Here is a 16,604-nt window from a genome sequence, read left to right on the forward strand (position 1 = left end):
ATAAGAACGAAAGTTCAGGCTTATGCCTGGCCTTTGATCTCTTTACGACCGTTGTAAGGTGCTTTTTCGCCCAGCGCTTCTTCGATACGAATCAGCTGGTTGTATTTAGCAACACGGTCAGAACGGCTCATAGAACCGGTTTTGATCTGGCCAGCAGCGGTACCCACAGCCAGGTCAGCGATGGTAGCGTCTTCAGTTTCGCCAGAACGGTGAGAGATAACAGCGGTGTAGCCAGCGTCTTTCGCCATTTTGATCGCAGCCAGCGTTTCGGTCAGAGAACCGATCTGGTTGAATTTGATCAGGATGGAGTTAACGATGCCTTTCTCGATGCCTTCTTTCAGGATCTTGGTGTTGGTTACGAACAGATCGTCACCAACCAGCTGGATTTTGTCGCCCAGTACTTTGGTCTGGTATGCGAAACCATCCCAGTCAGACTCGTCCAGACCGTCTTCGATAGAAACGATTGGGTACTGTTTGGTCAGGTCTTCCAGGAAGTGGGTGAACTCTTCGGAGGTGAATGCTTTGTTGCCTTCGCCAGCCAGAACGTATTTACCGTCTTTGTAGAATTCAGATGCTGCACAGTCCATCGCCAGGGTGATGTCTTTGCCCAGCTCGTAGCCTGCTGCTTTAACCGCTTCAGCGATAACAGCCAGCGCTTCTGCGTTAGAACCCAGGTTTGGCGCGTAGCCACCTTCGTCACCAACAGCAGTGTTCATACCTTTAGCTTTCAGAACTTTAGCCAGGTTGTGGAACACTTCAGAACCCATACGCACCGCTTCTTTCAGGGATTTCGCGCCAACAGGCTGAATCATGAATTCCTGAATATCAACGTTATTGTCTGCGTGCTCACCACCGTTGATGATGTTCATCATTGGTACAGGCATGGAGTATTTGCCTGGGGTGCCGTTCAGTTCAGCGATGTGCTCGAACAGTGGCATACCTTTAGCAGCAGCGGCTGCTTTGGCGTTCGCCAGGGAAACTGCCAGGATTGCGTTCGCACCGAAGTTAGATTTGTTTTCAGTACCGTCCAGATCGATCATGATCTTGTCGATGCCAGCCTGATCTTTGGCATCTTTGCCAACGATAGCCTGAGCAATAGGACCGTTAACAGCGCCAACCGCTTTCAGTACGCCTTTGCCCATGAAACGGGATTTGTCGCCATCACGCAGTTCCAGCGCTTCGCGGGAACCTGTAGATGCGCCTGATGGAGCAGCAGCCATACCGACGAAACCACCTTCCAGATGAACTTCGGCTTCAACGGTCGGGTTACCACGGGAGTCGATGATTTCACGACCGATGACTTTAACGATTTTGGACATTAGATTTTCCTCAGTACAAGTTAAACTAAAACTCCAGACAAACAACGCGTACCAGGGGTACGCGTTGCCGTTCTAACTTTTTTTACTTCGCCTGACGCTTCTGGTACTCGCTGGCGGCTTTCACGAAGCCTGCAAACAGCGGATGCCCGTCACGCGGCGTTGAAGTAAATTCCGGGTGGAATTGGCAGGCCACGAACCACGGATGGTTTGGCACTTCGATGATCTCGACTAACTGATCATCCCCGGAACGGCCCGCAACACGCAGACCCGCAGCTTCAATTTGTTTCAACAACATGTTGTTGACTTCATAGCGGTGACGATGGCGCTCGGTAATCACCGGCTCGCCGTACAGCTTGCGAACCACGCTATCGTCTGACAGCTGGCAGGCCTGTGCGCCAAGACGCATGGTGCCACCCAGATCGCTCTTCTCGGTACGGACTTCGACGTTACCGTCTTCGTCGCGCCATTCCGTAATCAGCGCCACGACAGGGTACTTACAGTCTGGCACAAATTCCGTAGAGTTCGCGTTTTCCATTCCCGCTACGTTGCGCGCAAATTCAATCAGCGCAACCTGCATACCCAGGCAGATGCCGAGGTATGGAATATTGTTTTCACGCGCATAGCGTGCAGTGGCGATCTTGCCTTCAACACCACGGTAGCCGAAGCCGCCAGGGATGAGAATCGCATCCAGATCTTTGAGAATTTCGACGCCGCGCGTTTCAACATCCTGCGAATCAATCAGCTTGATGTTGACGGAGACGCGATTCTTCAGACCACCGTGCTTCAGCGCCTCGATAACTGACTTATAGGCATCCGGCAGTTCAATATACTTGCCGACCATACCGATAGTCACTTCGCCGCCCGGATTGGCTTCTTCGTAAATCACCTGCTCCCATTCAGACAGGTTAGCTTCCGGACAGTTCAAGCTGAATCGTTTACAAATATAATCGTCCAGACCCTGTGATTTCAACAGGCCCGGGATTTTATAAATGGAATCGACGTCTTTCATTGAAATAACGGCTTTTTCAGGCACGTTACAGAACAATGCAATTTTCGCGCGTTCGTTCGCCGGAATCGCACGATCGGAACGGCAAACCAGGATATCAGGCTGAATACCGATGGAGAGCAGCTCTTTAACAGAGTGCTGAGTCGGTTTGGTTTTCACTTCACCTGCTGCCGCCATGTAAGGCACCAGCGTCAGGTGCATGAACAGCGCGTTCTCACGACCAATATCTACCGCCAGCTGACGAATCGCTTCGAGGAACGGCAGGGATTCGATATCCCCTACGGTACCGCCGATTTCAACCAGCACAACGTCATGCCCTTCGCCACCGGCAAGGACACGCTCTTTAATGGCGTTAGTGATGTGTGGGATGACCTGCACGGTCGCGCCCAGGTAGTCACCACGGCGCTCTTTACGCAGAACGTCAGAGTAGATACGGCCAGTCGTAAAGTTGTTACGACGGGTCATTTTGGTACGGATGAAACGCTCGTAGTGGCCAAGATCCAGATCGGTTTCAGCGCCGTCTTCAGTAACGAACACTTCCCCGTGTTGGGTTGGGCTCATGGTGCCTGGATCGACGTTGATGTACGGATCCAGTTTCATCATGGTCACATTGAGGCCACGGGCTTCAAGAATGGCTGCGAGGGAGGCTGCGGCAATGCCTTTACCCAGAGAGGATACGACCCCGCCGGTCACAAAAATATAGTTCGTTGTCATGCTGAACCTGAGAAGTTAGGGTGAAACGATGGAATAACCAGGACGGGAAAGTAGTATACCCGAACACGACGAGCGCCACAAACTTTCATTCTCCGTCTCCTTCCCAGGCCATGACAAACATAAGGAGTGAGAAAATAGCCCCTTTTGGGTAAATGTTTTTGACGCAAATCAAGCGCTTGTCATTTAAAAAATCACACAAATTGCGCTTGATCGCAAAATTTCGTTAGAGATCATGTTCCTGGCGTTTTACTTCCTGCCAGACTTCTTCCATCGCCTCGAGGTCAATGCCGCTCATTTCCAGGCCGCGCGAGGCCACAATCCGCTCAACTTCGCGGAAGCGACGTTCGAATTTAATGTTCGCTTTTTGCAGGGCGGTTTCCGCTTTTACACCGAGGTGGCGAGAAAGGTTGACGGTCGCGAACAGCAGATCGCCCATCTCCTCTTCCAGCTTTGCTTCATCCACAACGGCCTGCTGCGCTTCATGCATCACTTCGTCGATCTCTTCGTGCACTTTTTCCAGCACCGGGCCGAGAGAGGTCCAGTCAAACCCTACCGCCGAGCAGCGCTTTTGAATTTTGTGCGCGCGCATCAGCGCAGGAAGGTTCAGGGGAATGTCGTCCAGCGCCGAGTGCTGGGATTTTTCAGCGCGTTCGGCGCTTTTGATCTGCTCCCAGCGCGCCAGCACTTCCGCACTGTTGCCTGCGGAGGCATCGCCAAAGATATGCGGATGACGGCGCTCCAGCTTGTCGCTGATAGCGGCGCAGATGTCGTCAAAGTTAAAGCGCCCCTCTTCCTGCGCCATCTGTGCGTAGAACACCACCTGGAACAGCAGGTCGCCCAGCTCACCGCGCAGGTCGTCGAAATCTTCGCGCGAAATCGCGTCCAGCACTTCGTAGGTTTCTTCCAGCGTGTAAGGCGCAATGGTGGCGAAAGTCTGCTCTTTATCCCACGGGCAGCCGTTTTCCGGGTCGCGCAGGCGTTTCATGATGCCAAGCAGGCGGTCGATTTGAGTCATAGTTCTGTCCTGATGTCAAAATGCCGGGTGGCAGCGTTGCCTTACCCGGCCTACAGAAGAGGATGTTTAGCCGCCGTGCAGACGACGCGCGTCAATCACATCCGGCACCTGGTTCAGTTTACCGAGCACCCGGCCCAGCACCTGCAGGTTATAGATTTCGATGGTCATATCGATGGTGGCAAGCTGCTCGCGGGTATCGCTGCGGCTGGCAACGCCCAGCACGTTGACCTTCTCGTTGGCGAGAATCGTGGTGATGTCGCGCAGCAGGCCACTGCGGTCGTTGGCAGTGACGCGCACCACCAGCGAGTAGCCAGCGGAGTAGCTTTCACCCCAGACGGCTTCCACGATACGTTCCGGCGCATGCGATTGCAGCTCAGCAAGCTGATCACAGTCGGAGCGGTGAATTGAGATCCCGCGCCCCTGGGTGATAAAGCCGACAATATCGTCACCCGGTATCGGCTGGCAGCAGCGGGCAATATGGTGCATGAGGTTACCCACCCCTTCAACCACCACGCGGCCATTGTCCTTGCTGCGCTGCTGCGGAGCGTAGGTTTTCTGCTGGAGCTGTTTCAGCGCTGCCGCATCCTGCTCTGCCGCGCTTGGCTTGTTGAACTGCGCTTGCAGGAAGTTCACCATCTGGTTCAGGCGGATATCGCCGCCGCCAATCGCCGCTAACAGTTCGTCGAGCTCGTTGAAGTTGTAGCGCGGCAGCAGGAACTTCTCCGCCTCTTTCAGGTTTATCCCGATATGCTCCAGCTCGTCGTCAAGGATCTGACGACCGGCAAGGATATTCTTGTCACGATCCTGCTTGCGGAACCAGGCGTGAATTTTAGAGCGCCCGCGGCTGGTGGTCACGTAACCGAGGTTTGGATTCAGCCAGTCGCGGCTTGGGTTTGGCTGCTTCTGGGTGATGATTTCAATCTGGTCGCCCATCTGTAGCTGGTAGGTAAACGGTACGATACGTCCGCCGATCTTCGCCCCGATGCAACGGTGCCCCACGTCGCTGTGAATGTGGTAGGCGAAATCGAGCGGCGTAGAGCCTGCCGGCAGATCAACCACATCCCCTTTCGGGGTAAAGACGTAGACGCGATCGTCGAAGACCTGACTGCGCACTTCGTCGAGCATTTCGCCGGAGTCGGCCATCTCTTCCTGCCACGCAATCAGCTTACGCAGCCAGGCGATACGGTCCTCGTGTCCGGAGCGCGCGCCGCCGGAAGTGCCTTCTTTGTACTTCCAGTGCGCGGCGACGCCCAGCTCGGCGTCTTCGTGCATCTGTTTAGTACGGATCTGAATTTCCACAGTTTTGCCGCCGGGGCCGAGCACCACAGTGTGGATGGACTGATAGCCATTCGGTTTGGGGTTCGCGACGTAGTCATCGAACTCATCCGGCAGATGGCGGAAGTGAGTATGTACTATCCCCAGCGCGGCGTAGCAGTCCTGGAGACGCTCCGCCACGATACGCACGGCGCGCACGTCAAACAGCTCGTCAAAGGCGAGGTGTTTCTTCTGCATTTTGCGCCAGATGCTGTAGATGTGCTTCGGACGCCCGTAGACCTCGGCGCGCACATTCTCCTCTTTCATCGACTGGCGCAGCCCGCTGACAAATTCCTCGATATAGTGCTCGCGGTCGATGCGGCGTTCGTGCAGCAATTTTGCAATGCGTTTGTATTCCGCCGGATGCAGATAGCGGAAGCAGTAATCTTCCAGCTCCCACTTCAGTTGCCCGATACCCAGACGGTTCGCCAGCGGCGCATAGATATTCGTACACTCTTTGGCGGCCAGGACGCGCTCGTCTTCCGGCGCATCCTTCACTTCGCGCAGATGGGCAACCCGTTCGGCCAGCTTGATCACCACGCAGCGAAAATCATCCACCATCGCCAGCAGCATGCGGCGGACGTTATCCACCTGCTCGGAAGAGACAGAATCCGTTTGCGCGGCTTTCAGTTGACGGATGGCGGCCATATCACGCACGCCGTGGATGAGCGCCACGACGGACTGGCCGACGCTTTCACGCAGCACGTCTTCCGTCACCACGTTAGCATCTGCCAGTGGGAACAGCAGTGCGGCCTGTAGCGTTTCGATATCCATGTTAAGCATGGAGAGAATTTCAACCATCTCCACGCCGCGCCACAACAGCAGTTCAGCGTCCGGATGCCCCTGCGTTGTGCGTAAACAATAGGCCCAGGTTTCGGTTAAGCGTTCACACGACTGCTGGCTGGAAATCCCCAGACTTGCGATCCATTTTTGAGGGTCAAACTCACCAGCTTTATTTAAATGTGCACTTCTTACCGCAACCATCGTCCTCTCCTTTAGGGACAAGGGCCTGTCGAAGTCGACAAGCCAAACTCATTAGATGTGCTCGAACAACACCATTGATTCCAGATGTCCAGTGTGCGGGAACATGTCCAGCATTGCCAGACGCCGAATCTGGTAACCCCCGCTCAATAATGCTTCGCTGTCACGGGCCAGCGTCGCCGGGTTACAGGAAACATAGACCACGCGTTCAGGCGCGAGTTTAATTATATGCTGCATCACGCCCGGCGCACCTGCGCGCGCCGGATCGAGCAGGATCTTATCAAAGCCCTGCTTAGCCCACGGTTGCTGAGTAACATCATCCTCAAGATTTTGATGAAAGAATGTCACATTTTGCAAGCCGTTCTGTTGGGCGTTCTCCTGGCCTTTCGCCACCAGCGCCTCAACGCCTTCCACCCCGACCACGCTTGCTGCTTTGCGGGCCAGCGGCAGGGTAAAGTTACCCATACCGCAGAACAGATCGAGCACCCGATCGGTGGGCTGGACGTCAAGCCACGCCAGCGCGTTCGCCACCATCTGCTGGTTCACGCCGTCATTGACCTGGATAAAATCCCGCGGGCTGAACGTTAAGCGTAGCCCGTCTGACGCATACCAGGGCGCGTCTCCGCTAACCTGCTCAAGTATCTCGCTTTGCGGCGCGAGGAAAAGCGCAAGCTCATGAGAATGCGAAAAGCGTTCCAGTTTTTCGCGATCTGCCCTGGACAGCGGTGCGGTGTGGCGCAGCACCATCAGCGGGCCGCCGTTGGCCAGCACCAGTTCGACATGGCCCAGCGAACGCACACCATCCAGCGATGCAAGACAGTGGTGCACGGCCGGGAGCAGTGCCTCAAGTTGGGGCACCAAAACAGGGCATTGCGTGATGGAGACGATATCGCTGGAGCTGGCTTTGCGAAAACCCATCTCCAGCCGTTCAGTTTTTGGCTGGTAGCTTAGACTCAGGCGAGCGCGGCGACGGTAGCCCCACGGCTGGTCAGCAACGATGTCACTGACGTCATGTTTTAGCAGGCGGGCCAGCGCGTTGCTTTTACTTTTTTGCTGTAATTCTGTGCTGGCATGCTGTTGCTGACAGCCTCCGCAAACGCCAAAATGGGGGCAGCGGGGCGTCACGCGCTCCGGGCTATCATTAAGACGGCGCTTGACCTGGCCGCGCGCATACTGGCGTTTGTCTTCCGTCAGCGTAATATCTGCGCGTTCTCCTGGCAGCAAACCTGTGATAAACAGTGTCTTACCCTTGTGACGCGCTACCCCCTGTCCAAAAGGATCGAGGTCAGAGGCTTCAACAGTTATGATCTGACGCGTCGTCACGCGTCGTTTTGCAGAGTAGAATTGCGCCATCGCCGAGATTGTTCTCAAATAAACATAATTAGCCTGATTGTCCCATAACGGAACTCCATGACCAACTACAGCCTGCGCGCGCGCATGATGATTTTGATCCTCGCTCCTACCGTTCTCATCGGTTTGCTGCTGAGCATTTTCTTTGTGGTGCATCGCTATAACGATTTGCAGAGACAGCTTGAAGATGCCGGGGCCAGCATTATCGAACCGCTGGCCGTCTCCAGCGAGTACGGAATGAACCTGCAAAACCGTGAATCCATTGGTCAGTTAATCAGCGTGCTGCACCGCCGTCATTCAGAGATTGTGCGCGCCATTTCCGTTTACGATGAGCATAACCGTCTTTTCGTCACCTCGAATTTCCATCTGGATCCCACGTCGCTGAAAATCCCGGAAGGTACCCCTTTCCCGCGTCATCTCACGGTCCTGCGGCGCGGCGATATCATGATCCTGCGCACGCCGATTATCTCAGAAAGCTATTCACCCGACGAATCCGCCCAGTCCGATGCGAAGTCCAGCAATAATATGCTGGGATATGTGGCGCTGGAGCTGGATCTCAAGTCGGTGCGGCTCCAGCAGTACAAAGAAATATTCATCTCCGGCGTGATGATGCTGTTCTGTATCGGCATCGCGTTGATCTTCGGCTGGCGGCTGATGCGCGACGTCACGGGGCCTATCCGTAACATGGTGAATACCGTTGACCGGATCCGCCGGGGTCAGCTGGACAGCCGCGTGGAAGGCTTCATGCTCGGCGAGCTGGATATGCTGAAAAACGGCATCAACTCAATGGCGATGTCGCTGGCGGCTTATCACGAAGAGATGCAGCACAACGTTGACCAGGCCACCTCTGACCTGCGCGAAACGCTGGAGCAGATGGAGATCCAGAACGTGGAGCTGGATCTGGCGAAAAAACGCGCTCAGGAGGCGGCCCGTATTAAGTCTGAGTTTCTGGCGAACATGTCGCATGAGCTGCGCACGCCGCTGAACGGGGTGATTGGCTTCACCCGTCTGACGCTCAAAAGCGAGCTCAACCCGACCCAGCGTGACCACCTGCATACCATTGAACGCTCAGCCAACAACCTGCTGACCATTATTAACGACGTACTGGACTTCTCGAAGCTGGAAGCGGGCAAGTTGATTCTGGAGAGTATCCCCTTCCCGCTGCGCAGCACACTGGATGACGTGGTCACGCTTCTCGCCCACTCCTCGCATGATAAGGGGCTGGAACTGACGCTCAATATCAAAAATGACGTACCGGATAATGTCATTGGCGACCCGCTGCGCCTGCAACAGGTCATCACCAATCTGGTGGGCAACGCGATTAAGTTCACCGAGAGCGGCAACATCGACATTCTGGTCGAAAAAAGGGCGCTCAGTAATAATAAGGTCCAGATTGAAGTTCAGATCCGGGATACCGGCATCGGCATTCCGGAGCGCGATCAGTCGCGTCTGTTCCAGGCGTTCCGCCAGGCCGATGCGAGCATTTCCCGTCGGCACGGCGGAACGGGCCTGGGTCTGGTGATCACCCAAAAGCTGGTGAAAGAGATGGGAGGCGATATCTCCTTCCACAGCCAGCCTAACCGGGGCTCGACCTTCTGGTTCCATATCAATCTTGATCTTAATCCGAACGTGCAAACCGACGGTCCGGTCACCGACTGCCTGAAAGGGATGCGTCTGGCCTATGTGGAACCGAACGCCGCCGCGGCGCAGTGTACGCTGGATGTATTAAGCAGCACGCCGCTGGAGGTGGTCTACAGCCCGACCTTCTCCGCGCTGGCGAACGATCATTACGATATTCTTTTGCTGGGGATTCCGGTGACATTTACCGGAGAACTGACCATGCAGCAGGAACGGCTGGCAAAGGCTGCCTCAATGACGGACTACCTGCTGCTGGCTCTGCCGTGCCACGCCCAAATCAACGCCGAAGAGCTTAAAAACGACGGGGCGGCGGCATGTCTGCTAAAACCCCTCACCGCCACACGGCTGTTACCTGCGTTGACCGAATATTGCCGTCTGACGCATCAGTCCCTGCCGCTGGAAAACGACGAACATAAGCTGCCGATGACAGTGATGGCCGTGGATGATAACCCGGCAAACCTTAAGCTGATTGGCGTGCTGCTTGAGGATCAGGTTCAGCACGTTGAACTGTGTACCAGCGGCGCCGAAGCCGTAGAACAAGCCAAACAGATGCAGTTTGACCTGATCCTAATGGATATTCAGATGCCGGGCATGGATGGCATCCGCGCCTGCGAATTAATTCGTCAGCTTCCGCACCAGCAGCAGACGCCGGTGATTGCCGTGACGGCGCACGCGATGGCGGGACAAAAAGAGAAACTGCTGGGTGCGGGCATGAACGATTATCTGGCGAAACCGATTGATGAAGAGAAGCTGCACAGCCTGCTGCTGCGCTACAAACCGGGGCACATTGGCGGGACGTACACCATTTCAGCTGAATCGCCGGAAATCAGCGTTAACCAGAATGCCACGTTTGACTGGCAACTGGCGCTGCGCCAGGCAGCAGGCAAAGCCGATCTGGCCCGCGATATGCTGCAAATGCTGGTGGACTTCCTGCCTGAGATCCGTAACAAGGTTGAAGAACAGCTGGTGGGCGAAAACCCTGAAGGGCTGCTGGAGGCCATCCATAAACTGCACGGTAGCTGCGGCTACAGCGGCGTGCCGCGGTTGAAAAATCTCTGCCAATTGCTTGAACAGCAGCTCCGCGCGGGTACGCCAGAATCCGATCTTGAGCCGGAGTTTCTGGAGCTGCTGGACGAGATGGACAACGTGACGCGGGAAGCGATGAAGGTGTTGGGAAGCTAAGAAAAAGCCCGGTGGCGCTTCGCTTACCGGGCCTACAGGAGCACGAACGTTAACGCGACATCCCCTGCCCCACCTTTATGGCCGCCGCAATATTCCTTGCGGCCATCTGTACATTCTGTTGCGCATTTTCCAGCGCATCCTCCAGCGAGCAGATGGTGTAAATCACGCTGAATACCGCATCCAGTCCGTGCTCGTGCACCACGCCAACATCCGCCGTCAGGCTGCCGGCAATGCCGATAACCGGTTTGTTATAGCGTTTCGCGACTCTCGCCACGCCAACGGGCACTTTGCCGTGGATCGTCTGGCTGTCGATACGCCCTTCGCCCGTGATCACCAGATCGGCGTCCGCGACCTGTTCATCGAGATGCAGGGCATCGGTGACAATCTCAATCCCCCGACGAAGCTGTGCCCCGCAAAATGCATACAGCGCCGCCCCCATTCCGCCAGCTGCTCCGCCCCCCGCCAGGTTTAAGACGTCAATGTCCAGATCCCTGGCGATAATGTTTGCGTAATGCGCAAGCGCGTTGTCCAGCGTCCTGACCATCTCCGGCGTCGCCCCTTTCTGCGGACCGAATACCGCAGAAGCGCCAGTCTCGCCAATCAGGGGGTTGGTCACATCGCAGGCCACTTCAATTCGACAGTCTGCCAGCCGCTCATCCAGCCCACTAAGATCGATATGCGCAAGGCTTGCCAGTTCGCCGCCGCCCGGCCCAACGGGCTGTGCTTTCGCATCCAGCAGTTTTACGCCCAGCGCCTGCACCATGCCTGCGCCACCGTCATTGGTCGCGCTGCCTCCAATGCCAATAATGATATGCTTAACGCCCGCATCCAGCGCATGACGGATCAGTTCCCCGGTCCCCCACGAGGTGGTGATTAACGGGTTACGCTTTGCAGGAGCAACAAGCTCCAGACCGCTCGCGGCCGCCATCTCGATAAACGCGCTTTTCCCGTCTCCGGATAACCCGAAAAACCCTTCCACGTGTTCTCCCAAAGGCCCGGTAACGGGAACATGGACAAGACGCCCATGGGTGGCTGCCACCATCGCTTCCACCGTCCCTTCGCCGCCATCGGCAACCGGTAATTTGACGTACTCCGCTGAGGGGAAAATTTCGCGAAAACCGACCTCTATCGCTGTCGCCACCTCCAGCGCGCTCAAGCTTTCCTTATACGAGTCCGGAGCGATAACAATTTTCATAAGCCATCCTTACGCATGTTAGTTACGTTAAGCATACACCACGTAAGGGACCGCCCATGGGAGCGGTCCCAGTTGGCTTATCGTACCATGCACGGACGTTTATTGTCGAATGACCACTCTGGGATCAGGTACTGCATCGCCAGCGCATCATCACGTGCGCCCAGCCCGTGTTTCTGGTAAAGCTCGTGCGCTTTCATGACCTGATCCATATCCAGTTCAACGCCCAGCCCCGGCGTAGCTGGAACCTGCACCATCCCCCCCTTGATCTCAAACGGCTGTTTGGTCAGGCGCTGATTGCCCTCCTGCCAGATCCAGTGGGTGTCGATAGCGGTAATGTTGCCCGGCGCAGCAGCCGCTACGTGGGTGAACATCGCCAGCGAGATGTCGAAGTGGTTGTTGGAGTGCGAGCCCCAGGTCAGGCCGAACTCATGGCACATCTGCGCCACGCGAACCGAGCCCTGCATCGTCCAGAAGTGCGGGTCTGCCAGCGGAATATCCACCGATTGCAGCGAGAGCGTGTGCCCCATCTGGCGCCAGTCGGTCGCGATCATGTTGGTGGCGGTTGGCAGCCCGGTGGCGCGACGGAACTCCGCCATCACTTCACGTCCAGAGAACCCCTGCTCTGCGCCGCACGGATCTTCCGCGTAGGCCAGCACGCCTTTGAGCTGCTTACCAATTTTGATCGCCTCTTCAAGCGACCAGGCACCGTTCGGATCCAGCGTGACGCGCGCCTCCGGGAAGCGCTTCGCCAGCGCGGCAATCGCCTCAGCTTCTTCTTCACCCGCCAGTACGCCGCCTTTCAGCTTGAAGTCATTAAAGCCATATTTTTCATACGCGGCTTCAGCCAGGCGCACCACCGCATCCGGGGTCATCGCTTCATCGTGACGCACACGATACCAGTCGCATTTTTCGTCCGGCTGGCTCTGGTACGGCAGCGGGGTGAGTTTGCGGTTGCCGATAAAGAACAGGTAGCCGAGCATTTCCACTTCGCTGCGCTGTTGGCCGTCGCCCAGCAGGGAGGCGACATTGACGCCCAGATGCTGGCCTAGCAGATCCAGCATCGCGGCTTCAATACCCGTGACCACATGGATAGTGGTACGCAGATCAAACGTTTGCAGACCACGGCCACCCGCATCACGATCGGCAAAGGTCGTACGCACGCTGGTCAGCACATTTTTGTACTCGCCCAGCGTTTTACCCACCACCAGCGGAATGGCGTCCTCCAGCGTTTTACGGATCTTCTCCCCGCCCGGGATTTCACCGACACCGGTATGCCCTGAGTTGTCCTTGATCACCACAATATTACGGGTGAAGAACGGCGCATGGGCGCCGCTCAGGTTCATCAGCATGCTGTCATGTCCCGCGACAGGAATGATCTGCATGGAGGTGACTACAGGGGTAGAAAATGTGCTCATCGTTCGATCCTTTTATCAGTGACGTCCAAATACAGGGCGCTTACGGTCAAATGTCCAGCCGGGGATAAGGTACTGCATCGGGCCTGCGTCGTTGCGCGCGCCGCCCGGCAGTTTTTTATACGCTTCATGCGCCTTGTGGATCTGATCCCAGTCAAGCTCCACGCCCAGCCCCGGCGCATCCGGTACGGCAATGGTGCCGTTTTTGATTTCAAGTGGATTTTTGGTCAGGCGCGCTTCGCCTTCCTGCCAGATCCAGTGCGTATCGATGGCGGTCGGGTTACCCGGCGCCGCCGCGCCAACGTGGGTAAACATCGCCAGCGAAATGTCGAAATGGTTATTGGAGTGGCAGCCCCAGGTGAGCCCCCAGTCATCGCACAGCTGCGCCACGCGCACCGCGCCGGAAAGGGTCCAGAAGTGCGGATCAGCCAGCGGTATGTCCACCGCATTCAGCATCACCGCGTGGCCCATTTCGCGCCAGTTAGTGGCGATCATGTTGGTCGCAACCGGCAGCCCGGTAGCGCGGCGGAATTCGGCCATCACCTCGCGGCCAGAAAAGCCCTGCTCGGCGCCGCACGGATCTTCCGCGTAGGTCAGCACGTCGCCCAGTCCTTTGCACAGCGCGATAGCTTCATCCAGCCGCCAGGCGCCGTTCGGATCGACGGTGATGCGTGCCTCCGGGAAGCGTTTTTTCAACGCGCGCACGCTGTCAATCTCCTGTTCGCCCGGCAGAACGCCGCCTTTCAGCTTGAAGTCTTTAAAGCCGTAGCGATCCTGCGCCGCCTCTGCCAGGCGTACCACAGCCTCGCCAGAGAGCGCTTCCTGATGACGCAGGTGATACCACGCGTGGCTGCCCGGCGAGCGTTCCAGATACGGCAGATCGGTTTTCGTCCGGTCGCCAACGTAGAACAGATAGCCCAGCACCGTTACCGCATCACGCTGTTTGCCTGGCCCCAGCAGTTCGCAGACCGGCACATTCAGCGCTTTGCCCAGTAAATCAAGGAGAGCCGCCTCCAGCGCCGCCACCGCGTTAACGCGCAGTTCAAACGTCCAGGCGCCTTTGCCGAAGGTATCAAAATCAGCCGACTGGTTGCCCTTATGCACCCGCTGAACCACCTTGTTCAGGCGGGCGACCTCCTGCCCAACCACCTGCGGGATGGCGTCGACCAGCGTCTGGTAAATCACCTCTCCGCCAGGCGCTTCCCCGACGCCGGTATTCCCTGCGTTGTCGGTCAGCACCACGATGTTGCGGGTGAACCAGGCGTTATGCGCGCCGCCAATGTTGAGCAGCATGCTGTCCTGACCCGCCACCGGGATGACTTTCATCTCCGTCACAATCGGGCTTGATTGCGTTGTCATCATCCGCGCTCCCCAACAGGTTTCAGTTCGATTCGTTTGATGTCCCCCACCAGCACCAGGTAACTGAGTACCGCCACCAGCGCATGGACGCCTACATAAATCAGCGCACCATTGAAGGAGCCGGTGGTGCCGACGATGTAACCGATAGCGATTGGGGTGACAATGCCGGAAATGTTGCCAAACATGTTGAACAGACCGCCGCTCAGGCCGCTGATCTCTTTCGGCGCGGTATCTGCCATCACCGCCCAGCCCAGCGCGCCAATGCCTTTACCGAAGAAGGCCATCGCCATAAAGCCGATAATCATCCACTCCGCGCTGACGTAGTTACAGAACACCATGGTCATGGAGAGCAGCATGCCGAGCACGATTGGCGTTTTACGCGCAATATTCAGCGAACCGGTGCGACGCATCAGCCAGTCGGAGATGACCCCGCCGAGCACCCCGCCCACGAAGCCGCAGATGGCTGGCACAGAGGCGACAAAACCCGCCTTCAGAATCGACATCCCGCGCGCCTGCACCAGGTAAACCGGGAACCAGGTGATGAAGAAGTAGGTTAAGGCGTTAATGCAGTACTGGCCGAGATAGATACCGATCATCATCCGTGAGCCGACGAGCTGTTTGATCTGCCCCCATTTCTGGCTGAACGGGACTTTTGCTTTCTGGGTTTTCTGATCCATGTTGATCAGCGCCCCGCCTTCAGCAATGTAGTCCAGCTCTTTCTTGTTCACGCCCGGGTGCTGGTTTGGTTCGTGGATCACTTTCAGCCAGATAAAGCTGATGACGATCCCCAGCCCGCCCATGAAGAAGAAGACGTGCGACCAGCCCACTTCGTGCGTCAGCCAGCCCATAATTGGCGCGAAAATAACCGTCGCAAAGTATTGCGCCGAGTTAAAGATTGCTACCGCCGTTCCCCTCTCCTGCGCCGGGAACCAGGCGGCCACAATGCGGCTGTTGCCCGGGAAAGATGGCGCTTCCGCTAAACCCACCAGGAAGCGGAGGGTAAAGAGCGCAATGATAATGCCGAAGCCGCTGAAGATATCCACGAAGCCCTGTAACAGGGTAAACATCGACCAGATGAAAATGGACCAGAAATAGACCCGTTTTGAGCCAAAGCGGTCCAGCAGCCAGCCGCCAGGGATTTGGCCGATTACGTAGGCCCATGAAAATGCGGAGAAAACATAACCCATACCCACCGGATCAAGTCCGATGTCCTTTGCCATCTCAGAGCCGGCAATGGATAACGTGGCACGGTCGCCGTAGTTGAAAGAGGTGACGATAAACAGCATCACCACTATCCAGTATCGGGCGTTGGTGCGCTTCTCAGCGCTGCTCGCCGCGTGGCTTAATGTACTCATTGTTGCACTCCTGAAACATAGCTTTCGCCTGGTTCATTCTGTACAGCACCTGTAGGGTAATCAGAATGAGAGATTTGTGTTTGGTTTTGGTACGGCCCGAAGCCGTTTTATAGTGACGGGAAAAGTATATGAAGGAGTGACCGGTTCTCTCACCGTGCAGAAACACAACATTGACGGGCGTGGGGAACGTGGATTGGGGCATAAGCCCAAAGTGGTGGAAGATACTTCACGGAATTGAGGATATGGTGCAGCTTCGTTGCCGGGTGGCGGCTACGCCCTACCCGGCCTACAGCTCGTATAGTACAGGGTTAGTTCAGGAGCGTGGCCCAATGTTCAACCCAGGGATTTGACTCGCTTTCCGGTTCGGGGTGCTCGCCAGCATCAATCAGTAACATCTCGCCGACCCGCTGAGCGTGCTGTTCCTGCAACAGCGCGTCGAACTGCTTACCGCCGCCGCAGAAATTGGCGTAAGAGCTATCGCCGAGGGCGATGATGCCATAGTGAACATCTGGCTGATAGCCAAGCTGGTCTTTAATGCCCTGGAAAAGCGGGACGATGCTGTCCGGGAGATCGCCCTGCCCGGTGGTGGAGGTCACCACCAGAATGTATTTATCTTTATACTTTTCCCAGTCCGCCAGCTCCGGGTCTTCATAGACCGTTGCTTTATGGCCCTGATTGACGAGGATTGCTTCTGCTTCCTCCGCAACCAGCAGCGAGTTGCCGTACATCGTGCCGACAAAAATACCTACTTCAGCCATGCTTTG

At 56.4% G+C, this 16,604-nt stretch carries 11 protein-coding genes; 1 reads left to right on the forward strand and 10 read right to left on the reverse strand.

Annotated features, from left to right (window positions below):
* Nucleotides 1–20: 20 nt before the first annotated feature.
* From eno to rlmD, 5 genes are all read right to left on the reverse strand, one after another.
* The gene (gene eno / locus ACOT1A_RS05730) at nucleotides 21–1,319 is read right to left on the reverse strand and encodes a phosphopyruvate hydratase (RefSeq protein WP_022649201.1); all 1,299 of its coding nucleotides are present in this window, start codon (nucleotides 1,317–1,319) and stop codon (nucleotides 21–23) included.
* A gap of 82 nt (nucleotides 1,320–1,401) precedes the next feature.
* A complete protein-coding gene (pyrG, locus tag ACOT1A_RS05735; RefSeq protein ID WP_022649202.1) occupies nucleotides 1,402–3,039 on the reverse strand; it encodes a glutamine hydrolyzing CTP synthase in 1,638 nt (545 codons plus the stop codon).
* Nucleotides 3,040–3,262: 223 nt separating this feature from the next.
* Nucleotides 3,263–4,054, reverse strand: coding sequence for a nucleoside triphosphate pyrophosphohydrolase (gene mazG, locus ACOT1A_RS05740; protein WP_022649203.1), 792 nt, complete (start codon nucleotides 4,052–4,054; stop codon nucleotides 3,263–3,265).
* 66 nt (nucleotides 4,055–4,120) lie between these two features.
* Entirely contained in the window at nucleotides 4,121–6,352 is a 2,232-nt protein-coding gene (relA, locus tag ACOT1A_RS05745; RefSeq protein ID WP_022649204.1) for a GTP diphosphokinase, read from the reverse strand.
* A 51-nt stretch (nucleotides 6,353–6,403) separates the two neighbouring features.
* Nucleotides 6,404–7,702, reverse strand: a complete 1,299-nt coding sequence (gene rlmD / locus ACOT1A_RS05750) for a 23S rRNA (uracil(1939)-C(5))-methyltransferase RlmD (RefSeq protein ID WP_022649205.1) — start codon at nucleotides 7,700–7,702, stop codon at nucleotides 6,404–6,406.
* Between the two features lie 57 nt (nucleotides 7,703–7,759).
* On the opposite strand from rlmD, the gene barA reads away from it, so the two are divergent.
* Nucleotides 7,760–10,519, forward strand: coding sequence for a two-component sensor histidine kinase BarA (barA, locus tag ACOT1A_RS05755; protein WP_022649206.1), 2,760 nt, complete (start codon nucleotides 7,760–7,762; stop codon nucleotides 10,517–10,519).
* Between the two features lie 49 nt (nucleotides 10,520–10,568).
* Here barA and ACOT1A_RS05760 read toward each other — a convergent pair whose 3' ends face one another.
* The 5 genes from ACOT1A_RS05760 to ACOT1A_RS05780 form a co-directional block, all read right to left on the reverse strand.
* Nucleotides 10,569–11,714, reverse strand: coding sequence for a glycerate kinase (locus ACOT1A_RS05760; RefSeq protein ID WP_022649207.1), 1,146 nt, complete (start codon nucleotides 11,712–11,714; stop codon nucleotides 10,569–10,571).
* 77 nt (nucleotides 11,715–11,791) lie between these two features.
* Nucleotides 11,792–13,129, reverse strand: coding sequence for a glucarate dehydratase (gene gudD, locus ACOT1A_RS05765; RefSeq protein ID WP_276169920.1), 1,338 nt, complete (start codon nucleotides 13,127–13,129; stop codon nucleotides 11,792–11,794).
* A gap of 15 nt (nucleotides 13,130–13,144) precedes the next feature.
* Complete coding sequence (locus tag ACOT1A_RS05770) at nucleotides 13,145–14,485, reverse strand: enolase C-terminal domain-like protein (protein WP_421625509.1); 1,341 nt, start codon at nucleotides 14,483–14,485, stop codon at nucleotides 13,145–13,147.
* Nucleotides 14,485–15,840 (reverse strand): galactarate/glucarate/glycerate transporter GudP, encoded by a 1,356-nt coding sequence (gene gudP, locus ACOT1A_RS05775; protein WP_003862734.1) that lies wholly within the window; start codon nucleotides 15,838–15,840, stop codon nucleotides 14,485–14,487. The genes ACOT1A_RS05770 and gudP overlap by 1 nt, the downstream gene beginning before the upstream one ends.
* 308 nt (nucleotides 15,841–16,148) lie before the next feature.
* Nucleotides 16,149–16,598, reverse strand: a complete 450-nt coding sequence (locus ACOT1A_RS05780) for a flavodoxin (RefSeq protein WP_022649212.1) — start codon at nucleotides 16,596–16,598, stop codon at nucleotides 16,149–16,151.
* Nucleotides 16,599–16,604 lie beyond the last annotated feature (6 nt).

Origin of the sequence: Enterobacter cloacae complex sp. SYL003 (assembly GCF_049236925.1) — a bacterium.
Taxonomy (GTDB): Bacteria; Pseudomonadota; Gammaproteobacteria; order Enterobacterales; family Enterobacteriaceae; genus Enterobacter; species Enterobacter intestinihominis.